Source organism: Planctomycetaceae bacterium, assembly GCA_041398825.1.
GTDB lineage: Bacteria > Planctomycetota > Planctomycetia > Planctomycetales > Planctomycetaceae > F1-80-MAGs062.
The window spans coordinates 317,194-341,688 of the sequence record JAWKTX010000009.1 but is presented as its reverse complement, the minus strand read 5'-3'; the positions used below and the strand labels follow the sequence as shown (position 1 = coordinate 341,688).

The 24,495-nt window shown below is 54.4% G+C and carries 16 protein-coding genes; 11 read left to right on the top strand and 5 right to left on the bottom strand.

All coding sequences use genetic code 11. The annotated features are described in order from the left end of the window. Positions 1-24: 24 nt before the first annotated feature. The gene (locus R3C20_17595; GenBank protein ID MEZ6042321.1) at positions 25-615 is read right to left on the bottom strand and encodes a carboxypeptidase-like regulatory domain-containing protein; all 591 of its coding nucleotides are present in this window, start codon (positions 613-615) and stop codon (positions 25-27) included. Between the two features lie 263 nt (positions 616-878). Between R3C20_17595 and R3C20_17590 the strand changes: the two genes are divergently transcribed. Then, positions 879-1,592, top strand: coding sequence for a DNA alkylation repair protein (locus tag R3C20_17590; protein MEZ6042320.1), 714 nt, complete (start codon positions 879-881; stop codon positions 1,590-1,592). 10 nt (positions 1,593-1,602) lie between these two features. On the opposite strand, the gene rnhA is transcribed toward R3C20_17590, so the two are convergent. From rnhA to R3C20_17575, 3 genes are all read right to left on the bottom strand, one after another. Further along, complete coding sequence (gene rnhA / locus R3C20_17585) at positions 1,603-2,079, bottom strand: ribonuclease HI (GenBank protein ID MEZ6042319.1); 477 nt, start codon at positions 2,077-2,079, stop codon at positions 1,603-1,605. Between the two features lie 128 nt (positions 2,080-2,207). Then, a complete protein-coding gene (infA, locus tag R3C20_17580; GenBank protein MEZ6042318.1) occupies positions 2,208-2,426 on the bottom strand; it encodes a translation initiation factor IF-1 in 219 nt (72 codons plus the stop codon). A 152-nt stretch (positions 2,427-2,578) separates the two neighbouring features. After that, entirely contained in the window at positions 2,579-4,504 is a 1,926-nt protein-coding gene (locus R3C20_17575; protein ID MEZ6042317.1) for a DNA topoisomerase IV subunit B, read from the bottom strand. A gap of 458 nt (positions 4,505-4,962) precedes the next feature. Between R3C20_17575 and R3C20_17570 the strand changes: the two genes are divergently transcribed. The 3 genes from R3C20_17570 to R3C20_17560 all read left to right on the top strand — a co-directional run bounded on the left by R3C20_17570 (position 4,963) and on the right by R3C20_17560 (position 10,895). Continuing rightward, complete coding sequence (locus R3C20_17570; protein MEZ6042316.1) at positions 4,963-5,496, top strand: adenine phosphoribosyltransferase; 534 nt, start codon at positions 4,963-4,965, stop codon at positions 5,494-5,496. Between the two features lie 205 nt (positions 5,497-5,701). Next, positions 5,702-9,730 (top strand): hypothetical protein, encoded by a 4,029-nt coding sequence (locus tag R3C20_17565; GenBank protein ID MEZ6042315.1) that lies wholly within the window; start codon positions 5,702-5,704, stop codon positions 9,728-9,730. Beyond that, the gene (locus tag R3C20_17560; protein MEZ6042314.1) at positions 9,720-10,895 is read left to right on the top strand and encodes a mandelate racemase/muconate lactonizing enzyme family protein; all 1,176 of its coding nucleotides are present in this window, start codon (positions 9,720-9,722) and stop codon (positions 10,893-10,895) included. Before R3C20_17565 ends, R3C20_17560 begins: the two co-directional genes overlap by 11 nt. On the opposite strand, the gene R3C20_17555 is transcribed toward R3C20_17560, so the two are convergent. Then, positions 10,896-12,245, bottom strand: a complete 1,350-nt coding sequence (locus R3C20_17555; GenBank protein MEZ6042313.1) for a hypothetical protein — start codon at positions 12,243-12,245, stop codon at positions 10,896-10,898. Positions 12,246-12,867: 622 nt separating this feature from the next. Here R3C20_17555 and R3C20_17550 point away from each other — a divergent pair. The 7 genes from R3C20_17550 to R3C20_17520 all read left to right on the top strand — a co-directional run bounded on the left by R3C20_17550 (position 12,868) and on the right by R3C20_17520 (position 24,483). After that, entirely contained in the window at positions 12,868-15,387 is a 2,520-nt protein-coding gene (locus R3C20_17550) for a hypothetical protein (protein ID MEZ6042312.1), read from the top strand. Positions 15,388-15,476: 89 nt separating this feature from the next. Then, positions 15,477-16,496: a hypothetical protein gene (locus R3C20_17545; GenBank protein ID MEZ6042311.1), complete on the top strand. Its 1,020-nt coding sequence runs from the start codon at positions 15,477-15,479 to the stop codon at positions 16,494-16,496. A 168-nt stretch (positions 16,497-16,664) separates the two neighbouring features. Continuing rightward, positions 16,665-17,600 carry a cysteine synthase A gene (gene cysK, locus R3C20_17540; GenBank protein MEZ6042310.1) on the top strand — a complete coding sequence of 312 codons (936 nt, stop codon included), beginning with the start codon at positions 16,665-16,667 and terminating at the stop codon, positions 17,598-17,600. Between the two features lie 12 nt (positions 17,601-17,612). After that, positions 17,613-19,055, top strand: a complete 1,443-nt coding sequence (locus R3C20_17535) for an ATP-grasp domain-containing protein (GenBank protein MEZ6042309.1) — start codon at positions 17,613-17,615, stop codon at positions 19,053-19,055. 273 nt (positions 19,056-19,328) lie between these two features. Then, the gene (locus tag R3C20_17530; GenBank protein ID MEZ6042308.1) at positions 19,329-23,111 is read left to right on the top strand and encodes a hypothetical protein; all 3,783 of its coding nucleotides are present in this window, start codon (positions 19,329-19,331) and stop codon (positions 23,109-23,111) included. Positions 23,112-23,260: 149 nt separating this feature from the next. Beyond that, complete coding sequence (locus tag R3C20_17525; GenBank protein MEZ6042307.1) at positions 23,261-23,935, top strand: PspA/IM30 family protein; 675 nt, start codon at positions 23,261-23,263, stop codon at positions 23,933-23,935. Between the two features lie 140 nt (positions 23,936-24,075). Next, entirely contained in the window at positions 24,076-24,483 is a 408-nt protein-coding gene (locus R3C20_17520; GenBank protein MEZ6042306.1) for a hypothetical protein, read from the top strand. Positions 24,484-24,495: the final 12 nt, after the last annotated feature.

Below are 24,495 nucleotides of genomic sequence, written 5' to 3'. Positions count from 1 at the left end.
TTCTTTGTAGGTACCGTTTATCTATCAAGGACTGGCCAGCAGTGCACTGATTTGCGACTGCAGAGCCTTGTTGTCGTCCTTTGTGTTTTGCGTTTCAATGGCAGAGAAGCCGGCCAAACCGAGTGTTGTGACCGACAGTACCGAAGTCACTGGCAGGGCAGTCGTTCCACCAGCCACAAACGGAATTGCCTGACCACGGACAACGTCCCCTCGCAGCACCACAGCAACGGAATCCAGCGCCTGAGGCGGAGCAACACGTGCGTTCCAGACACGAATGGTTTCTAATCCGGTGCCTGTAGGGATGGCATATGTGCCGGGCTTCAGGCTCACAAACGTAGCGATCCCACCGGCATCGCTCGTTGCTTTTGCTTCTTCACCTTCTGGATTCCGAGCAACCACACCGATTCCACTGAGTGGCTTCCCCTGTTCACTCAACAACCGAACAGCCAGATTGCCGGCTGCGTCAAGTTTCACATCTCGGATCCTTGCGGGTGCATTTGCCGACGGAAGCGGTTTTGGCGAGGATTCGTCAGCCTGGATTGGCAGGGCTACAGCGGTGAGTGTCAACCCCGCAACGAAAGCCCGGATACTTTTTCCGGTCCATGAATTCAACATTAGAAAGCTCCTTGATCATTTGCTGTGCCCACACGCCCTATGCATCGGCGACTTCCGCCCGTTACCCGACCCTGCACTCGGCAATTATTGCGATTCGACAACATGAATCGCTGCGGGAATCAGGTGTGTGGATTGCGTAGCAACGGCCGAATTGTGAAAATTGGCCGCTTGAATCGATCAAGCCAGTGAAAGTCTGTGCGTGTGCCAGTCGCCATGCTGGTCAGTAAGCCCATACCTCGAGCCGCCCGGGACACAATTCAGAAATGAAAACCGTCGAAGAAGTCATGCAGGCCCTGGAATCGCTCGGCTCCGAACAGACTCGCAAGGTGCTGGCACGCCATGGCGCTCCCACCGACAGGATGTTTGGTGTGAAGATTGGGGATCTGAAGCCAATCCAGAAGAAGTTCCGCGGCAATCAGGACCTGGCGATGGGGCTTTACGCCACCGGAAATTCTGACGCGATGTATCTTGCGGGACTCATCGCCGATGGTGCCAGGATGACCAAAAAGCAGCTCGAATCATGGGCCAGGGAAGCGTTCTGGTACATGATCAGTGAACACACTGTTCCAGGCGTTGCTGCTGAAAGTCCATTCGGTCGGGAACTTGCCAACAAGTGGATCAATGCAAGAAAACAAACTCTGCATCCCACAGGCTGGTCAACATGGTCTTTGATCGTCGCGACTTATCCGGACGAGGACCTCGACATGGAAGAACTTAGAAATCTGATTCAGCGAGTCGAAAAGGATATCCACGATTCTCCGGATCGATGCCGTTACTCAATGAATAGCTTCCTGATTTCGGTCGGTGGATATGTGAAGCCGCTTCTGAAGGAGTCTAAAGCGGCAGCACGCCGCATCGGAACAGTGGAGGTGAACATGGGAGAGACCGCGTGCAAGGTCCCCGTCGCCACGGATTACATCGAGAAGATGGAAAAACGCGGTATTATCGGCAAGAAACGCACGTCCACGAAATGTTAGCGTAAGCGCGTCAGCGTCCCTGAAGCGCTTCCGCAGCGGCGACAGCCAGTTCGTCGCAACGTTCGTTTTCCGGATGGCCGGCGTGGCCCTTCACGACTTTAAAACTGACCACGTGCATCGAAAGCAAACGATCGAGTTTCTTCCAGTGCTCAACGTTTTTAACTTCTGCCCACCGCGAGCCATCCTTTCGGCGCCAGCCATTTCGCTTCCAACCCGGCATCCATTCCTGAGATCCCTGGGCCACATACTTGCTGTCTGTGACCACCTGAACCCGTGAGCGGCGAGTCAGTCGGCTCAGCCCTTCAATCACGGCCTGCAGTTCCATCTTATTGTTCGTCGTGTCGGCAGCAGCTCCACTGAATTCCTTTTCCAACCCTGAGGCGGGATGGCGCAGGATACAACCCCACCCCCCCGGTCCGGGATTGCCTCGACAAGCACCGTCGGTGAAAAGCTGCACAAAAGGCAGAGCTTCTTCAGCATCAGTCATGGGGCAGCCATAGCTGAGAGAGTATTTGCGAATATCCCCGGCGGAGGCGGGCCCGCAGCGGAATCGAGCAACCTATGGCAACGTTTCTGCCTTGCTCGCGTTGGGGCTTCAGCGGTTCCGTTCGGGTACTAACGCTCTCGATAAACGATTCGGCCTCGTTTGAGGTCGTATGGGGAGACTTCTACCACGACACGATCACCGGGCACGATTCGAATGAAGTGCTTGCGCATTTTGCCGGCGACGTGCGCCATCACCTGATGCCCATTTTCAAGTTCTACGCGAAACTGCGTGTTCGCCAACGCCTCTACTACGTTACCTTCGACCTGGATTGCTTCTTCTTTCGCCATTCGGACTACTTATTTCACCTTTCGAAAACTAAGGAGTGCGAGCCTGTCCCCGTTGATTCCCGGTCAAAATGAACTGCCGCGACGAGGACCTCGCACATAAGAGGGATGAATACTGACGTTGTTCTGCCGGAAACTCAAGCGGGAAAACAGGCTTACAGATCGACATCGTCCGCAAAGCTTGCATCCTGCATGATGATTCGGTACCGCTCAGAGGCATCTTTCCCCAAAAGCTGGTGAAAGGTACTGTCAGCTTCCAGCTGGCTTTCAATATCGACCCTCAGGAGCACGCGTGCCGCGGGATTCAGCGTTGTATCGCGTAGTTGTGCAGCATTCATTTCGCCCAGACCTTTGAAGCGAAGAACCGTCGCCGAGCGATTGGCGGGTAATGCTGCAAGAATCTCCTCTTTTTCGGCATCGCTTTGGGCGTACCGAATTTCTTTGCCAATTTCGAGACGATACAGAGGCGGCTGGGCAATAAAGAGCTTTCCCTGCCGGATGAGTTCGGGCATGTGGCGAAAGAAGAACGTCAGCAACAGGGTCGAAATGTGGTACCCATCACTGTCCGCGTCCATGAGCAGGATGATTCGAGCATACCGCATCTGGTGAATGTCGAAATTGTTTCCGATCCCTGCGCCCAGGGTATCAACGATATCTTTGATCTCGTTACTTTGAAGGATCTTTGACAACGACAGAGCTTCGGTGTTCAGAATCTTTCCACGCAGTGGCAGCACCGCCTGCGTGGCAGCATGCCTGCCCATCACAGCTGTACCACCGGCCGAGTCACCTTCAACAATGAACAATTCGCACATGTTGGGGTCGCGAGACTGGCAGTCGACCAGTTTTCCGGGAAGGTTCGTCCTTCTGGATGTCGTTGACTTTCGCTTGACTTCGGTCACAGCATCACGACTTGCCTGCCTTGCCCGAGCTGCGAGTACGATGCGGCCAAGAATTGCATCTGCAAGAGAGGGATTGTTGTTAAGCCAGTTTTCCAGAGCTGGCCGGACGATTCCATCAACGTGCGATGTCATCTCCGGATTATTCAGGCGTTCTTTTGTCTGCCCCTGAAACATCGGCTCGCCCAGGAATACTGACAGCACGCAAACCAGACCTTCGCGAATATCATCCGTGGTGATATTCACACCGCGAGGCTTGAATGAATGAACTTCCATGTAGTTGCGCACTGCTTTGGCGACGCCGGCTTTCACGCCGTTCTCGTGAGTTCCGCCAGCGTGAGTTCTGATTCCGTTGACATAACTTCGAATGTGTTCATCCGTGGATTCCGTCCATTTCAGAACCACTTCGACTCGGGCTGTGGCATCGTCCTTTTCTGTTGAGAACAACTGTTCGTGGACAACCTTCTTACCGGTGTCAGAAATTACTTTGGCGATGTAGGAAACGATTCCATCGGGATGAGACAATTCGAATGTCTCACCTTTCTGCTCGTCTCGGAAGACAATCGTCAACCCTCCGTGGATGTACGAAATATCTTCGAGATGCTGACGGATTGTGTCTGCGTTGTACTGCGTCCGTCTGAAGATCTCGACATCTGGTCGAAAAAAGATGGCCGTACCGCGGCCGCGAAATGGCTTGACTTTCCTGACGGGGCTCAGCGGTTTCCCCTGTGCGTAGGATTGAACCCATTCGTGCCCATCCCGATGCACGGTGGCAATGAGTTCCGATGAAAGAGCGTTCACGACTGAGGAACCAACGCCGTGCAGTCCGCCGCTTCGGGCGTAGTTTTTGTCGCTGAATTTGCCACCCGCATGGAGCGTCGTCAGAATCACTTCAAGCGTTGATTTCTTCATCCGGGGATGCTTGTCGACCGGGATTCCTCGACCATTGTCCTGGACCGTGCAGGAACATCCGTCCTTATGCAGCGTGACGATAATTCGATCGCATTCGCCCGCCAGAAACTCATCAACGGAATTATCCACCACTTCCCAAAGCAGATGGTGAAGACCGCGGCTGTCGACGCCGCCAATGTACATCGATGGCCGCTTACGAACGGGCTCCAGGCCTTCGAGCACTTCGATATCGCTGCCAGTGTACGATGAAGACGACTTAACAACTGAGCTCATAGAATCCTCGATCCGGCGTCCTGCTGAATCGGACAATACATTTGACGAGAAGTGGGAGATTGACATCGTGACAATCGAGCCCGATGACTCCGGATCGATTGGTAACGGGACGTTGCGGATCTTAGGAACTGGGTCGACCGAATGCACGCACAGTTCGAAACGGGAAACCCTCTAATCCGCCGCGAAACTATGACCGGGAATCTGTTCTTGCCAGATTATCGGGCGTCCCGGGAGACTGATGAGCACACTCGAATTCCCTTAAGGACTGGAAATCTTTGTCGTTTTGGCGCCATGCAATGGTCAAATGGCGATTCAGACACAGGAAATTCGAATATGCTTTCGTGAGCTGCCGGAACCCTACTCGCCGGTTCTGAAATCTGCTCAAACCCTCAGATTTGCTCGCCAGACGTTATTCACTCGACGCGAACAACTTCTCTCCCACAACAGAATTTACATCAATGAACCTGAAAGACTACATCCGTGCTGTCGCAGACTTCCCCAAACCCGGCATCATGTTCCGTGACATTACGCCTATTTTGAAGTCGCCCGCCGCCATGCAGGTCACTATCGAACGGCTGGCAGAACCCTTTCGACACCGCGGTATTACGACAGTTATGGGACCCGAAGCCCGTGGCTTCGTGTTTGGTGTTCCTCTGGCAATGGAGCTGGGAGCAGCGTTTGTCCCTGTGCGAAAACCCGGCAAACTGCCGTGGGCGACGCACCGATTTGAATATGATCTGGAATACGGCACGGATGCGCTGGAAATGCATCAGGACGCCATCGCGGATACCGACCGGGTGCTGCTGGTCGATGATTTGCTGGCAACGGGAGGGACCATTGAGGCATGCAAAAAACTTGCTCAATTGCAGGGAGCTGACGTTGCCGGGGCGTGTTTTGTGGTGGAACTGGCGTTTCTGAATGGTCGGCGCAAACTGGACCAGATGACCGTAAACAGTCTTGTTTCATACCAAACTGAGGATCCGGACGAATAAATAAAAGTCGGTGACGACATGCCTTCAGACTTCCAATTCGTCGGAATTGCTGCACAAAATCGCGTTTGACAGTCATCCAGCTCCTGCGAGCTTCATTTCACGAGGAATAGCTCGCAGACTTCGGACGACGGAACAGTGGACGCTGGTCAGAGCGTGGTCGATAATTGTGCAGGAGAAATCGGCTTCTTTTCAAGGCGGACGAAACGTGGCGACAGTCATTCGTGAACCAGGTCAGAGCTACGCGGAGTCAGATGAATTCATCGACTTCCAGCTGCGGGTCGCCCGAGAACGCATCAAGTCCACGGAGCTGATGACCGCCATCGTCCTGACAGGGCTGCTGCTCACAGGATACGTTCTGATCTTCACGGTGCTGGATCACTGGGTCATTGCGGGCGGGTTCAGCGCTGGGACCCGAGCTGCGATGCTGGCGACAATGGTTGTCATTTGCACAGGTATTTTCATCCGTTACGTGGTCCGGCCCTGGTTTCGCCACATTCATCCGCTGTTCGCCGCTCGAATGCTGGATCGAGCAGATGATCAGATTCGCGGTTCACTTCTGACCCTTGTCGACCTTCGGGCAGCGGGAAGAGATACCGACCCTGCGATTGTACAAACGCTGGAGCGTCGCACGGCCGAACGACTGGCCGAAGTGCATGTGGATGAGGTGATTGATCGAACCCATTTGGTCAGAATGGCGGGAGCACTTTTTCTCCTGGTACTGATCACGTGCATCTACGCGGTCGTGAGCCCGAAATCTATCAGTCTGCTTCGCCCCCTCACCTTCCTCAAAGCCAATGTAGCAACCCGAACTGAGATCCTCAGCGTTAAACCAGGCAATGCCTCTCTGCCATCCGGCTCCCACGTCGAATTTATCGCTGGTATAGAGGGAGTTGTGCCTGACGATGTTGTTCTTCAATTCACAACGGAAGACAAGAGGTTCGTCAACGAACGTCTCCAAATGCGGACAACCGAAGATCCGGGACGGTATCGCGTGTTGATGTCTGGTGAGGCGGATCGCGGCATACGTCAGAGCTTTTCGTACCAGATTCTGGCAGGCGACGCGGCATCCGAGACATATACCATTCAGGTTCAGCAGCCTCCGACCGCCGCCGTGACTCAGGTGGACTACAAGTACCCGGATTACATGGTTCTTCCGGAACGTTCCGATGCGTCGGGACACATCGATGCCTGGGAAGGAACGGAACTGCGGATCACGGCCGAGGCGACTCAGGCAGTCACATCTGCCATGCTGGAGTTTTCGGATGATGCCGGCTTCTCCGTACGAGCTGAAGAATTGCCGATGGTGATTGAAGATCAACGGCTGTCGGCGGAATTTGCTCTGACCGCCCGGGAAGACGGGACCTTTCCAACGCACTATCGCATCGTGGTGACCAGTAAAGAAGGTACCATCGATCCGGATCCCGCCGTCTACACCATCAAAGCACGCCGCGATGAATCGCCAATCGTTCGTTTGATCGATCCCTCGCGCGATTTGGAGGTTCCGGAGAATGCCACGGTTCCTCTGCTGATCGTCGCCGAAGACCCGGATTTTCTACTCAGGCTTGTCGCTCTGCATGTTGAACTCAACGGGGTACCGATCCAGCCCGACGAAGTCTTGTTCTATGCGGGCAATTCATCTCTGCAGAAACGCTGGTCCGGGACGTGGGATTTCAAAATCCAGCGTACCGGAGCGACTGCCGGAGATACCATCAAATATTACGTCGTTGCTCGGGATGATAAGCCGCCTTTGGGCAATCAGGGACGCAGTAGTGAACTTACCCTGCACATTCAGGGGCCAGCCGATGAAAAAACTCTGGCCGATCAATTGGAAGCAGATCGCGAATTACAAGAGCGACTGCGCAACGAGCAGATTGAAGAACAACAACGCACCGGTGCTCAGGAGTCGCTGGAGCCAGCCAGTACGGATACGCAGGAACAGAACCCAGACAGCACTGAAGAGCATGCCGCATCTCATCAAGAAGCTGCCGACCAGGAAAGGACGAACGCAGGGGACAGACCGCAGGAAGGTACATCCAACCCGGAATTGGGCGAACCTTCAAATCCTGGCAAACAAACCCCTTCTGATCAGAGCCTGAACCAAACGTCGGGCGAAGATTCGAACGCCACAGACAGTCAAAGCGAACAACAGGACGCCAACTCCGAGCGACCAGATCCCGGCAACACGAAGTCCGAAGGGGATGAAAACGGCGCCACGCCGATGCGTTCGAAGACATCACCCGGCGAACAAAAAGCGGACGACGCTGAAGCGTTACACGAACTCCTGCAAAAATATGCACAGGATGAAGCAGGAGAAGACACACCAGAAACTGCCCGCCATCCGTCTGCGGCTGAGCAACACGACGGCGACAACGCAGCACAAAGCGATGGCACATCACAAAGCCAATCGCCAGACGAGGCCAATGCCTCAAAAGAGCCACAGGACAGTGTTGAGGGGCAGAATGGGACCGAGCCGTCAGTTGATTCGCCAGCCGAGAGCTCAAAACAACCGACAACGAATGGATCCACTGCGCCCAGCTCTGAACAGGATCAAGGTAACCCACCACCGGACACGGAACCAGAGGGTAATGATCCGGAAAACTCCTCAACCAATGCAGATGCCCCCCAAAGCGGAGACGTCAAAGGCGAACCCAATGCCCCGATGAAAAATCCGGCGGAAGATGCCAGCGATCACACAAAGCCCCCGGGCACCGGAGATGACGCGGGGCGAGACAACGACGCGAGACCTGAGACTTCCATAGAACAACCTAAGGAACCCGCCGGCCCCTCTGAACCACAGAACGACAACCAACAACAGGGTGACCAAAAGCAGGGTGACCAAGAGCAGGGCGACCAAAAGCAGGGCGACCAAAAACAGGGTGACCAAGAGCAGGGCGACCAGAAGCAGGGTGACCAAAAGCAAGGTGACCAAAACAGGGCGACCAGAACAGGGGACCAGAAGCAGGGTGCCAGCAACAGAGCGGTCAGCAGCAGAGCGGTCAGCAGCAGAGCGGTCAGCAGCAGAGCGGACAGCAACAGAGCGGACAGCAACAGAGCGGACAGCAGCAGAGCGGTCAACAACAGAGCGGTCAGCAACAGAGCGGTCAGCAACAGAGCGGTCAGCAACAGAGCGGACAGCAGCAGAGCGGACAGCAGCAGAGCGGACAGCAGCAGCAGAGCGGACAGCAGCAGAGCGGACAGCAACAGAGCGGTCAGCAGCAGAGCGGACAGCAACAGAGCGGTCAGCAACAGAGCGGTCAGCAACAGAGCGGTCAGCAGAGCGGACAGCAGCAGCGGACAGCAGCGACGGACACAAGGTCAGCAGCAGAGCGGTCAGCAGCAGAGCGGTCAGCAACAGAGTGGTCAGCAGCAGAGCGGTCAGCAGCAGAGCGGTCAGCAGCAGAGCGGACAGCAACAGAGCGGTCAGCAGCAGAGCGGTCAGCAACAGAGCGGTCAGCAACAGAGCGGACAGCAGCAGAGCGGACAGCAGCAGAGCGGACAGCAGCAGAGCGGTCAGCAGCAGAGCGGTCAGCAACAGAGCGGACAGCAACAGGGTGGTCAGCAAAAGAGCGGTCAGCAACAGGGTGGCGGATCCGGAGGCGCACCGGGCAGTAGTTCTGGTGGGAACCAGTCGTCCGGCGATCAAGCGGGTGGCGGAGGTGCTGCAGGTACCGCAAGCGGTCCACTAAATCCTTCACCCAATGATCAACCTCGGGAAGGTGAGATGCGTGGTGGCAGGACAGGTGAAGGGGTTGCCGGGAAGAACAGAGGTAATGGAGCCGATGGCGACGGGACTTCAGGCAGCAGCAACAGCCAGACGGAACGTATCGAAGAAGTCGCAAAGGCCGCTGACCTGGTTCTAAAACGTCTCCAGCAGGACCTGGATCGAGGAGAGGTCGATCAGGAGTTGCTTGAGAAGCTCGGATGGACCGAAGAGGACCTCAAAGCATTCACCGACCGAATGGGGCAGCAACTGGCAGAGCGAAATGAATCTCAAACCGGGCAGGAGAAGTCGTTGACGCAAAAAGGGTTCGAGGAAATGCTGAGAAGCATGAATCCGGGAAAACCTGCACAGCAGCGCGATGGCCAGACCGATCGCCAGATCGACAGTCAGGACACAACACTTCGGCAGACCACCCCCCCTGCCCGGTATCGGGAGATGTATCGCATTTACCAGAGATCTATCTCGGGGTATGAGACTTCAAAAGCTGGAAGCAATCAAAAGAATGGCAATTGAGGACTCTCCCAAAGCAGCCGCCGAAGCCATGAAGATTCGAGAAGTTCGATGCGCCGGACTAAGAGGTCGGACCCCGGAAGGTGGCTGGAGCCACGAACTGCGACCGGACGACTGCGTCCATACGCTTGTCGCAGTGATTACGGAATGCGGTCAGGTTGGTGTTGGAAGTTCGTTCACCTCTGACTCTCTTGTCAGGGCGTCGCTCGAACAGTTGCGTCCCTTGCTGCTGGGAGAAACGGCACTCGAGCCTGAACGTGTTTCGGAGAAGCTTCACCAGAATACATTCTGGCTTGGTCGCGGGGGTGCAATCACACATGCCATCAGTGGTATTGACATCGCTCTTTGGGACCTGCTTGGGAAAGCCGTTGGCCAACCCGTCGGTCGACTGCTTGGAGGCAGATACCGCAATCGCGTTCAGCCGTACGCGTCCGTTCTGATGGACGAACCCTGCCGACTGCGAGACAAACTGCAGGCAGTAAAGGCCTCAGGATTCACGGCATTTAAGATTGGCTGGGGACCATTCGGCCGAAAGAACCATTCACTTGACAGGGCCATTGTCGACGCCGCTCGGGATGCTGTCGGAACAGAATGCAGGTTGTTGGTGGACGCAGGAGGCAGTGATGCGTTCTGGCCCAACGGGCTCAGTTGGGCTATCCGGACAGCGAACATGCTTGCAGATTTCGATGTCGAATGGTTCGAAGAACCACTTTCGCCGGATGCACTGGAAGATCATGTCGCACTCCGAAAAGTGTCTCCGGTTCCAATCGCAGGCGGCGAAGTGCTGACGCGCCGGCAGTCATTTCAACCCTGGTTCGTCAATCGTGCCATCGACATCGTTCAGCCGGACGTCACCAAAGTTGGTGGTATTTCAGAAGAACGCCGAGTTGCCTCCATGGCACAGGAGTTTGGCGTGAAGTTTATTCCTCACGGATGGAATACTGCTGTCGGTCTTGCCGCGGATCTTCAGCTCGTTTCGGCGTTCAGCTGCAGTGATATGGTAGAGTACCTGACGGGCTCTCCATTCATCGACGAGCTTGTTGAACCTGCATGGCAGCTCGACGAGACAGGCTTGATCGCAATCCCGGAAGGTCCCGGTATGGGTATATGCCTGAGAGAAGACGCGATTGAAGAATTCAGCGGTGTTCGACGATTCCTTTCGCCGTAGTCAATCGTCGACCTTCAGTACACGCACGATCAGGTCGGATCGATCGTCGCTTGTAATTCGGAGCCAACGAAGCGGACTCGTGACTCGAAAGCAATGAAAGGCTGTTCCTCGCAGCTGAAAATCGAATGATGTGGCGGGCAGGCTGGCAGCCACACCGCGGTACGAAAGATCTGCAGCCTCCGATTCAATCCATGCTGTAAACGCTTCCGGAAAATCTCGACCAACAGCGGCATGTAACCGACCTGACAAATCTCCGCCGGAGTAGAGAAGACTTTGCAATTCGCTTTGGTCAAGCTGCAGGCTTTGCAGGAATCGGGTCCCCGCAGCGCGCGCACCTCCACGTCTCGTCGCCAGTGATTCGCCATGCTCAGGAAGAACGACCGGGCTCAAGTTTGGTTTTGATTCAAACCAACTCCTGCGAATTCGGTAATTCTCTGAACCTTCTTCGACTGCCAATTCCATCAAATGTGCCACAGCTTCATTCAGCCACGCTGGCATAGACAGCCCGGTTTTGGTGCGACCGCTCGCAGCCGGATTCACAACACTTGCCCGGTATAAATGGGCGAGGTGAGAATAGATGACTGCGTGAGTGAGTTCGTGCATCAGCACTGCCTGAAGTGAAGGCGTCTGCAGAATTCCATGATCCAGGTAGACGATGTCTCCGCCAAAATCATTCAGGTGCCCACTGGCTGTCCATTCATAGTCGCTTCGTTTAACACAACCCTGAACGGGCATATCGGTGGCTGAAAAAACCGACAAGTCCCGTCGATCCAACCGGCCGATGACGAGAGAAATGCGCCCATCTGAATCCAGATCCTCGACATCACCCAGCAACCCCTTCAAACGCGGCAGCAGGACTTTCTCACAGATCTGACAGATTCTGGAGCCGACCTTCATCAAATCCGACAGCTCATTGGGTGACGTCGAATCGGTTGCATAGACCAGAACGTTCTCCGAATGAGCGACTGGAACAGCCACAACCATTTCTAATTCGAAGCCATTCTCATGAAATCGGGGAAACATGAATCGGCGGGAAGTGAATTCCCCGGGAGAAGCTGTCAACAAATGAGGTACGGTTTCGTCCTCCACAGCCTTCAACCGCTCCGGTAAAAGCCGGGGAGACGGTGATTCTGCGGCATCCACTTGAGAACCAGAAACAGCTTCGTCCGGCAATTCAATCCGTACAGAATGGATTCCTGAACGGAGATCGGAGCTTGCGATGACCAGCGTTGATCCTTCCGCAAGATTCCAGAGTTCAATTTCACACTGTGACCGATCGTCGTCGCGTACAACGATTGAACGCTCAGGACTCGCAACCTCTGGCGTCCCGGAATCTCCGCTGGCCGACATCCGAAAGAAACAGGCTGCAGAGACTAGCGGAACCCAAATCGACCAACAGCGACACGCTAAGCGTAAACAAACGGATACACGCGAGGCGAATTCCCGGTGTGGGCTGTTTGTGCTTTGCACGATCCATCCGCCGGAATACATGGACTGGGAGCTGGCAATTTGACAATGACAGCCCAAAAGAGCGGGATCCGGCTTTCCCGTAGGGGAAAACACGCCCACTAAAAGTCTATTTGACCATCAAAATCGCTATCGTCACCACAACCTGTACCAGTCCAGCAAATCGCGACGACCGAACTGTCAAAGTTTGTCGGGTTCAGCGGGTAAGACGCCCACCTGAATGAACTTCAACCCGTGATGCTCGTTCTGCCGCTTTTTGCACGAAATTCGTTTCCAGGTTGTCCGAGAACGACTGTAGACTAGTGCGCTCCGCACATTCGTGAGTTTGTGGGGGCATGGATGGTTGTCGAAGCTGATACTTCGTCAATTCTAAAAAAACGTCCAGGAAGGCGACTTCTGCGTCGGATTTGTGCACACAAACGCCGTTTCCGTGGGAGTTCAGTGAGTAGGGTTTGAAGGTCGGTCGAGGTTCCGGTGACACCGGATCCACCACAGGGGATTACTCATGCGGCAATTGCTAGGTTCTGCATTTGGTTTTGGAGTTTGTCTCGCGGCTGCGTTTAACGCATCGGGAGCGGACCAGGCAGCAAACCCTCCATCATCACTGATACACACGTATAATTCGGCCTCAGACGAATTTTTTGCACTCGCACTGAAGGCTGAGAAGTCGGCAGCAAACGTTGTCCGGCACATTCTGATCGTCGACACTTCGGCAAGTCAGACTGGCAAGTACCGCGAACAGTCCATGAAGACAGTCCAGGAGCTGCTCCAGAATCTGCCTGAAAGTAATTCGGTCCAAATCTTCGCAGCGGATACGACAACGGTTGCTTTGACCGACGGATTCGTTTCCCCCTCATCGCTACAGGCAAGTCAGGCGATGGATCTGCTCGCTGCCCGCACTCCACTGGGAGCGACGGATCTCGGACAGACTCTCGTGAAAGCAACCGCTGCAGTCACGGGCAATCAGCCAGTCTCTTTGGTCTACGTTGGCGACGGAATGAGCGCGGCGGGACTGATTCCAAACGACAAAGTTCACGCACTGGTCGACGATTTTCAGGAACGTCAGATTGCGTACCACGCTGTGCTCCTGGGACCGACGTTGAATACTCAGCTGTCAGGAGTCCTTGTCAACCACACTGGTGGAACGATTACGATCTCGCAGGAATCCGGGCTGGAACTGGCTTCGCAGATTCAATCGGCTCCCCTTTACGTTCAGAACCTGAAAGTCAGCGGTGGACAGCTCTCTGCCGACGACGTCGTTGCACTCCGTTCTGATCGACACACTCTTGTCTACGGCAAGGGTCATCTGGCGGAAGGAGCGACGGTACAGGGTGATTTCTCCGGCAACCAGCCAGTTCAATGGGTGCTTTCGTCCGGCCAGTTCATGCCAGCTGGGCCTGAGGTGAAGGCGGTCTATGGCCAGTGCGAAAGCACCAACGGCATCAACAATCAGTTTGTAGGTTTGTCTGGGCTGACCGCTGCAGCGAACGAACTCCACAACGTCGTATCCAGTTCTGCCGCTACTGCAGAGCGTCTTCACAGGATTGGACGAGATCGAGACGCGTTGCAGTTAGCAAAACAAGCATCCATTCTGGACGAGAACAATGTTCAATTGACCTCTCTGGTCAACACAATTGCTGCGAATTCTCCTTTCGCTCAGGAATCTGCCGACGACCAGCTTCGGGCTCCTTCCGCAGCGGATCAGGCGCCTCTTCTGGATGCCGCGACCAAAATTCAGATTATGACTCAGAAGTTGTCTCAGGAAGTGAATGCCGCGATCGACGAGGCCCGGCGATCCAGTGCAGAAGTACCTGATTATTCTGAGGGGATCCTGAAAGATATTCTCGCAACAGTGCGAGACGCGGCGGATATCAACCCCGAAGTTCGCGACGAACTCGAACGAAGGGTGATTTCTGCGATCGGTGCCGTTCAGTCCGATGTGGAAAAGAATCGGCTGATCAGCCGACAGCGTGCAGAGGCCCAGGCAATCAGCGAATCCCAGCGGAAGCTTCTCGCAGAAGCCGAACTTGACGAGCAAAGATTGCAAAGTCTGATCGATCAGGTTCGTGGCAACCTCAATCAGGCCCGCAAGGGCGATGCAGAGGCCTACGAAGAGGCGGAAACTGTCGCTCGAACGGCTTTGTTGCTGCGTCCCGGGGATGGAACAGCAACAGCAGCCCTTGTTGTCTCTGAGGCCGCCGGGCAACTCGACAAGGCCTACAAGCTCGTCAACATGCGGCACGACCGTTTCCTGGAAACGCTCTATCAGGTTGAACTTTCGCACGTTCCATTCCCGGATGAGCCACCTGTGCTTTATCCCCCAGCAGATGTCTGGCGTGCGTTGTCTCTCACACGCAAGCCAAAGTACGAGTCGGTGGACCTGAGAAGTGAACAACCAACAGAGGCTTGGCTCAACCGAATGCTGAAGGAGCCAATCCCGAATCTCTCGTACCCGGGCGAAGTCAGCCTGAAAGAAGTCCTTGATCAACTCTCACAGCACTACACAGATACTTACGGAAGCGTCGGTGGTGGAGTCGGTTCTGACTTCCGGATGACCATCGTGCCTGACAGGGTCGAACTGGATCTGGAAGGCATCTCATCGCTGGAAGATGTGACCATCAGCGACGTCGAGCTTCAGGGAATCCTGTTGAAGAACGCACTGAAGTTGATCTTCGCTCAAACAGACCCGGAACTGACGTACATGATTCGTGACGAAGTAATGGTGATCACGACTCGCGAAGCCGCGGAGTCTGATGAGAATCTGATTACTCGTGTTTACCCGATGGGCGACCTCGTCATGCCAACAAATCTCCATATGATGATGGGGGGCATGGGTGGCGGTGGCATGGGCGGCGGCATGGGCGGCATGGGCGGCGGCATGGGTGGCATGGGCGGCGGCATGGGTGGCATGGGCGGCGGCATGGGCGGCATGGGCGGCGGCGGAATGGGCTTCGGCAGTATTCCACCAGAATTGCCAGCCGACGGCATCGGCAACGGCACCATCAATGGCGCCAAAAAAAAGTAGCTGAGAACTTCCAGACTCAAGCACGAGCAATCGCTCAGTCCGAAGTAATTCTGACGAGCTACATCGCTCAGGAAAATGAACCGCAGACCGTGACTCCAGTCCGCTCTGCGGTTTCTTTACGCGCGAAGAAACTGTTGGCGGACGTCTTCAAGGACGGATCGCCTGCCGCGTCAGACTGGGATCAAGTCTTCCAGGCAGAAGAATTCTCCTCCGAAGTGATGGCGGACGTTCTGCTTCAGTTGCATCAAAAGGAACTGTACGACAATGCTGTTGACTGCCTTCTGGCTGCACTTCGGAACGACCACGCACAGCCGTGGATCTACGACGTCCTGGCGATAGAAATGAAGCTGGCAAAAAGACCAGCACTTGAAATTGAACGAGCGCTTCAGTCTCGTACAGATTTCGCCGGAGGTGATCCTCGACAGCAGATGATCACGGCCGCGATGCTCGCAAGATTTGACGCTGGCGATCAGGCGATGGCTGTTCTGCGACGAGTCGTCGCCGTTGCCCCTGAGACATCAGATGCGTGGCTACAGGCACGCAGCATTGCCGATAAGTTTCAGTCACCTGTCGATCAGGTTTGGGCCAGATGCGGGATCATCAGGCACGTATGGACAGACGATTTTGAGAAAGAACATGCCGAAGCGAATCAAACGATCGCGAAGATTGCCGAAAAGATGCAACGCGCTGGTGCCGTGAAAGAAGCGTCGCAGGCACGCGAAGATCTCATGGAGGCGTCGAAGATTGATCTTCGCATTGTTGTGGAATGGATTGGACAGGCCGACCTGGATTTGATTGTTGATGAACCCAATGGACAGCAGTGCAACTTCAAGCGACGACTGACACCCAATGGTGGTCGACTGATACGCGTCTCTAACGGGGTCGAAGCGAATTCAGGTCGGCATCGCGAAGAATATATCTGTCGCGTTGCACCTGCAGGAAATTACAAAGCCAGACTCCGATTCGTCTATGGCAAGGTCGTCAACGGCAGCGCGCTTGTGCAGATCACGCACCACGAAGGGCGTCCGACTGCCAAATCCACTCGCACCGTGGTTCCCCTGACACGTGAAGATGCTGAAGTTCCGGTTCTGGTCGAACCCGTTCGATAAAGCATCGAATGTGGTCGCTGCCGACAGCATTCAGCGTCGATGGGGAAACCGCAGTCGCCACAGATTTCGCAATCTGTTATCACTCGGACGGCGCAATGCCATTCATGTTCTGCGTACTGCGGGTTAGTACGCGACTGCCCACTGGATTCATCGAAAGGCTGTTCTTAGATGCCCATTTTTCAGGACAACTCCGAAACTATCGGCCGCACGCCCCTTGTTCGCGTGAACCGCATCACTGCAGGAATCAACGCTCAGGTGCTGGCCAAGATCGAGGGACGAAATCCTGCCTACAGTGTCAAATGCCGAATTGGGGCGGCAATGATCTGGGATGCAGAGAAGTCAGGCAAGTTGAAACCAGGCATGTCCGTGGTGGAGCCAACCAGCGGCAATACCGGCATTGCGCTGGCCTATGTCTGTGCAGCGCGTGGCTACAGTCTGACACTGACAATGCCCGACACGATGTCAGTCGAGCGTCGGATGATGTTAAAGGCATTTGGAGCAAATCTTGTTCTGACCCCGGGGGCGGACGGGATGAAAGGAGCCATTGCCAGGGCCGAAGAACTATCCGCCGATCCAAATTTCTTTATGCCACAGCAGTTCAAGAATCCGGCAAACCCGGAGATTCACTTCAGAACCACGGGGCCGGAAATCTATGAAGATACTGGCGGAAAGGTCGATATCCTGGTGGCCGGAGTCGGTACTGGAGGAACGATTACGGGCGTTTCCCGGTATCTGAAGAACGAAAAAAAGATGCCCGTGCACACTGTCGCTGTTGAGCCTGCAGGAAGCCCGGTACTGTCAGGTGGCAGCCCCGGAAAACACAAGATCCAGGGGATCGGCGCTGGGTTTAAACCTGACATTCTTGATATGTCGCTGGTAGATGAAGTGGTTCAGGTAACGGACGAAGAGGCCATGGATATGGCCCCTCGCGTCGCACGTGAAGAAGGAATCATCTGCGGCATCAGCTGCGGTGCTGCAATGACCGCCGCTATCAAGGTTGCTTCTCGCCCCGAAAATGCCGGCAGGAATATCGTCGTCATCCTTCCGGATTCCGGAGAACGATATTTATCGACACCGATGTTTGACTACGCACGAGAAGCCTGAATCTCACTCTGAATGACAACTCGTGTCGAGCACGCGATTTGCCATGGATTGAACATCTCAACCTTAATACGGGGTGGTGGTCTGCAGCATGCCGACCGCCACTTTTTTATGTCGCGTCCTCCCGTCATCATCTGTGGCGCCAGTGTTCGCAGCCTTGCCGCATCAGCCATCCAGTGTGGATGGGCCCCGATCTGCTTCGACTTCTTTGCCGACACCGACCTGATCCAGCTTTTGCAGAGATCTGGTGGGAAGTTTGCCGGTCAGTTGCGTTCCTTTCGAGACCTGCCTTCGATCCTGGATGCTATTTCTGGCGAGGTCCCGCTTGTCTGGTGCGGTGGGATGGAGAATTACCCATCGACGCTCGCCGAATTGGCACTGATGCGTCCAGTGATCGGCCCGTCGGTTGATTCCGTCATGGCCGTAAGAAACACGGAGTCCCTGCGAGGCACATTGAACGATTGTGGAGTTTACCTCCCTGAGAATGCTCCTGACACTGGTGGCGATCAGGAACAACGATGGTTGATCAAACCGATTCATAGTTCCGGCGGTCAGCATATTCGATTGCTTGATTCCGCCGGCGACCTGGCAGCAGTCTCCCCCGACTTCCAATACCAGAGATTTATCGATGGTTGTCCGATCTCCGCAACATTTGTTGCGACTGCGGCATCGACCAGATTGATTGGTTGCTCCTTAATACTCAGTGGAGTTCAATCGCTGAATGCCATCGGCTTTCAGTTCTGCGGAAACATTGGTCCGGTGGTACTGCCCCAGCTCCTGCAGGACAGGCTTATTCGCGCGGCACAAGCTGTGACCAGCAGAACTCAATTGCGAGGTGCGTTTGGCGTGGACATGATCTTGAAGGAAGGGGAGCTTTGGCTACTGGAAATTAACCCAAGAATCACAGCGTCCCACGAGATCTATGAACTCAGCAGCAATCGAAACCTCTTTGCTGAACACGTAGCTGCAGTCTCGAATACGGATCCAAACGCGCATCTTCGCTCTCCGGCGGTCACGCATATGCCAGACCAATGGAGTACGGTGTTAAGACTCATTGTCTACAGTCGATCCGAAGAAGCTCTGGATGCTGGATCCCATTTCAGTTCATTGAACAGCACAGGAGAGACTTTTCACGAGACGGGGCGGTATTGGCTGGCTGATCTTCCCGGTGAACAGGTCAACCTCCCAATCAGTTCACGGTCTTCCCCGGCAATCCCCGTACCGTGCTGTTCTGTCTATGTTGCGATCAGAAGAGGACTCAAAAAAGCAGATTCAACGCCGTCCGTCTTTCTCGACAATGATGTCAGGACCGCATGCAGGCTTCTGCAATCGGGGCGTCCGCTGAACAAAATCACCAAACTGGGCGGACAGGTATCACCTTTGGTGGACTGGAGGCGGTTCGAGCAGGAGCTGAAATCTGCCATGCAGCAATTCCGGCTTCACGTCCACTCCAAATAATCAGCAGTGGGTGCGACGGCTTGATCTGACTCGTTTCGCACCTGGCTCACCTCATTCCCCATAGAATGACTGCAGTTTACCGACTGCAGAACGTCTGCAGTCACCAGACTGCATCACGGTGAGACGTGCCGTCGTCCACCCGATTGCGAGTCTACGCAACTCTATTGCACAAAAAAGCTTACAACCAATGTGCAATTCCGCATGCTGATTGGAATGCCGTTTGTTTATGGCCCCTGTCGACTCAGTTCACACGAAGCACAGGAGCCAACGAAGATGTCGACGCACTTAGTCAAAGGTGACACAGAAGATTCGCCAAACACACAGCCGGCTGGTTGCCCTGAGAATTCAGGGGCGACGGTTGGCATTAATCGAGCCGACAGCGGAAGTTTCATTGAAAACTTCTTTCAGGAGAAAAACATCCGCTGGATGCTCGGCATCGGAGCAGCAATTGTTTTTAGCTGCTCGCTCATGCTGGTGACGCGTCAGTGGCAGGAATGGTCTGTTGCCGAAAAGTTTCTCACAGTTCTTGGTTATACCGGAGTACTCTTCGTCTCTGCGGAAGTTGGCCGAAAACGGCTGGGGCTCAAACTTACGACCAGTGTACTTCATTCACTCTGCATTCTGCTCATGCCTGTCTGCTTTCTTGCATTGAGCTGGTTGTCGGCTGGCGAAGCAGCACAGTCACTTTCGATGCTACAGGCTGTTGGCCTGATGATCCCGGCGAGCATCATGGCGTGGCTGATTGGTACGCGAGTTTTCGACCAGTTGCTGAATGGTCGGCAGATGACATTCGTCGTGAGTTACTTTCTTCTGTGTCTGTTTGGTGCACTGCCCCATGCCAGAATTGTAGCCGAACACCTGAGCCTTTCAGATGCGGGTGCTGGAGTCTTGGCGACCGTGGCGACGCTGGTTTTCTGGGTCACGATGTCAGCTGGCGTATTGAAGGTCAATCGACACATCTTCTGGCTGACAGAGGAACACCGTAAGCCCAGGATCTTTGGTTTTGCCCCCATCGCCCTTCTCGGCATCCAGTTCGTGCTGCTGGTCTGTACCAAGACTCTTGGTACTCAACCCATCCAATGGTTCGGGTTGGCACTTGTCCTGTTGGCAGCAACAGTTTTTCAGACAGCCCGCACAATCGCAGCGGTCTTCAGGCAAAGAACGGGTGGACTGATGAGTCCGATGCCAGCTTCGATCATCGTACCGATCTATCTTGGACTCGCCCTGACTGCAGCCGGTGTTTGTCTTTCATTCCACAGTTTTCATTTCTCCGGCCCCACGACATTTGCCGTTGTTCCCACTTGTATCATTGCGGCGGGCGTGATGGCACTGGCAGCCAGAGACACCGGTCACGCTGCATTTGTATGGTGCTCACTGATTTGCACCACCATTGCCTACCAGTGCGCACCCACACTCATGGGCACCCTTGTACAGCAACTAAAAGATTCAGCAGCTTCTGCAGTTCAGGAACAGCGACTTCCCGTAGCGTTCTATGGCATTACGTACTTACCACTGGTAGCTGTCTTGGCCACTGTTGCGAGGAAACTGCGACTCGGGCGCTACTCACAATTCTGTCCGGCTGTGCAGCAGTTCGCGACAGCCCTCGTCCTGATCTGCTTCGCAGTTTCGCTGTCGCACGTCAAGGCTGCGTTCCTGATCCCCTGCCTGAGTATTCTTACATTCGGTGTGCTGGCTGTTGTATTCACAGACCGTCGTTATGTACTGGGATCGATCGCCGCGCTCATCATTGCAACGGCAACCGCAAATCCGTTTGCAGCAGCCATGCGATGGAGTCACACGTGGGACGCCTCGGTCACGGCGACATACCTGATCGGATTGAGTCTGCTTCTTGTCCTGTCGAGCAAACCCGATCGACTGATCCAGCAAATTCCATTGCCAGCTGGAAGAGGGCGATTCCTGTTTGAAGATTCCTCAGGGAATGGACGCAGAATCCTTCAGAACGCTGGCCTGTCGATGGGCTGCGTCTTCGCAGTGCTGTTATCCGGAATCATGGTTTCTCACATGGGCGAACCGTGGACGGGCAACAACCAGCTCCAATTCATCATGGTCATGTGTCTGCTTGGCCTTCAGACAATGCGAGACCGTACGTACCAGTGGGGTATGATCTTCTGGTTGCTGGCGACTGTGGCTGCCACAAGTTGCATTCATCCACTGGATCTGACATTCGTTGAACTTGTCCGTGGCATCTCTGTCATTGGGGCAGGGATCTCTTCCCTTTGTCTGCTGGCTATCCGAAAGTTCCGCTGCAACGCTGCTCAAGCTGATTCACTTCGAGTTCTGCGTCAGCGGCTCATCGCATCGCAGGAATGCAGCCCGTTGACTGACAGCCGGACACGAATTGCAGAGGCATTCGTTGTGCCACTGTGTGATCTGAGTCTTTTCGTCACTTCGTGTCTGGCTGTCATCTATCATTTGCCATCGTTGCTGGCCACCTCGGCTACGCTGGGAGCGATTCCCGCATCCGTATCGACAATGGCTGTCGTCGTATGGCTGTTTGTCATCGGCCAATTGATTCAAACCAAATTCCCGACAGTTGTCGGCGCGACTCTCCTTCCGCTGCTTTGCACCGGTCTGCTGTGTACTTTCGCTCCCTCCATAGCATCCTACGAATGGTATCCCGCAGTCTGGAGCACCTCAGCCGGATTGATGCTTGCGACGAATGCTTTCAGAGGACGAAACCAGAATGATACGTTAAGAACTGTCGCGATGTGCTGGCTGACCAGCATTGCCTTGCTGTCGTTCGCATTGTTGTCACTTCCCGTCAGAACCGCCGGACTTGTGGCAATGGCCACACTCTATGCGATAGAGCGAAAGAACGTTTCACCCGCACAGCGGGCATGGTTTTGTATTGGCGTAAACATTCATCTGCTGCTCTTGCTGGCAAAAATCGCTGGATGCACCGGCCATTTAAGCCTCTTGATATTCGGTAAGGCCAACACAGAGATACTTCCTGTTCTGCTTCCGGCGCTGGCAGCGAGCATCCTTGTTTTTGATCGATCATGGAGGCAACTGGACGAAACTGTCACTTCCGCATGGGCAATCATACTGCGAGTTGCGGCTGCCCTTGGGTTGCTGTTGATTTACCTTCCTGCAAACAATCAAAGCCTCTTTCCACTCCCAGTCATTACAGGTAGCGTCCTCATCGCGATAGCTGAATTTCGCCTTGCGATCAGGAACCAGAGTTGTGCGCGAGTATGGAACGGACTTGTATTGATTGCCATGATGACGGCCTATCTCGTTTTCAATGGAATCATCTCCATTGGGGCGGGCGTCGCACCACTTCTTTTGCTGTTCATGTCTGCAGCGGCTCTCCGTATTGCATTTCGTTCAGCAGGAGATCCAGGAACGGGCGTGTTTTCATTGCCGCTTCAAACCACGGGACTTGCACTCACTGCACTGGCCAGCATTCTTTCGGCGGTTCGCGGCTTGACGGGGGCCTATAGTCCATTTGCCGGATTCAACTCGCTGATACTTTTCTTCGCAGCGGGTATCTGCTTCCACCAATGGATGCTGACACACCGTCGAACCTACGCCGTGGCTGCAGGTTTCATAGTGAACCTCTCACTGATGGTGACGTGGAATACGCTGAATCTGAAGGACGCCCAACTGTACCTGGTGCCGCTGGGGCTATCGCTACTTGGGCTGGTAGAGCTACTCAGGAAGGAATTGCCGGACCGACTGCACGATCCCCTTCGCTATGTCGGATCATTGACGATTCTGGTGTCCCCGGTGTTTCAAATCCTGCACGGCAGCTGGCTTCATCTGCTTTCGCTGCTCGTACTCTGTGTTGTTGTGATCCTGCTTTCAATTGGACTGAGGCTTCGCGTACTGGTTTATACAGGTAGTGCATTTCTGATTGCTGACCTGATTGCCATCGTTGTTCGTGGCTCCGTCGATCACCCGGCATTGTTGTGGGTCAGCGGAGTTGGTGTCGGGATCTCAGTCATTGCCCTGGCAGCATTTTGCGAAAGCCACCGTGAAAAAGTGCTGCAAAAAATTCGTTTCCTGACGGCTCAACTTGCCACATGGGAATGAACAGAACCTCCTGATGTTCATCGTTGCTTGTCGTGCCGATGTGATGACAGCGATTTCCCTCTCCATCGGCAGTTCGTTCGGGCAGGATACCGGCCCTCGATTTGAATCCTCCTGTTTCAGAAACCTTATCGTTACGGAAAGACCTTCACATGAAATGGTTAAGCCAGTTTAGTCTTGTTATGCGATCAAGCCTCACGACCCTCCGAGAGAAAATTGAAGACCCGGAAAGGATGCTGCATCAGTTAATTATTGATATGGAAGAAGAATTAGAACGAGTTCGTGCAAGCGTTGCGGAAGCTGTCGCTGATGAAATCCTCATGCGAAAGCGAGCGGATCGTGAAGCCAGTGAAGCGGAACGCTGGATGGAACGCGCGATGGCTGCAATGAAACGGAGTGACGAGATCACAGCTCAATCGGCCCTCTCGCAAAAACTTTTGGCAGAGGATCGCGCGGCTCGATACTCCGCGGATCATGCCAAACAACAAGCAGAAGTGTCGCGTCTCCGGAACGGTGTTCATGATCTGGAGGATAAGATTCGACAAGCTCGGCAAAAGAAGACCCTGCTGACGGCCAGAATCGCACGGGCAGAGTCGACACGAAAGATCAGCTCAGCCCTGGATCGAGCCGGGAACCAGTCGGCCTTTGCCCAGTTCAGTCGCCTCGAAGCCAAGGTTGAACGAGAAGAAGCGATGGTCGAAGCATGGGATCGCATGGAAGGACACGACCCGGATGTTGCAGAACTTGAACGACAGTTCGAAGAACAGGAACGAAAGACTCGTCTATCCGATGAACTGGAAGCACTGAGGAAGCAGATCAACTCCTGACGGATTTTCCATTCATGCTGAGAAACAGGATTCAGGCTTTGCAGCCAATGCTGCAAAGCCTGGCAAGTTTCGATCCATCGGAAATCCGGATTGAACGAAGTGCGAACTTCCGAACGCAGATCATTAGAAAGTCTTTCCCGATGTCGTTCATTGCAACGCTCAGACAGCTCTGCCAAAGCTGGTGGATGGTTGATCGAATTCGAGCTTCGCCATCAGATGGTAGACTGTTGAGCTTGCAACCGGGTATGCAATTCATGATCGAAGACACCTTCTTTATGGTTCAGAAAACAATAAGATCCAGCCCAAACAACAGTACGATTGAGATCTGTCATGAGCTTTCAGAGTTGCAAACAGGCTCGAGTCCGGGTGACGCAGAAGAAACTGGCGAGTCGCCTATTGTCGCGCGACTACGAATCCGACTGAGCCACTCATGCGACGAACCTGGCGACATTTCAGGTCGCCGTGCGTCGCTCGAGTGGACCTCAGATTCAGACGACGCTCATGGCCAAATCGCAGATATCACCGATACCGGAATTGTTATCTGCTGAACTCCCGCTCTG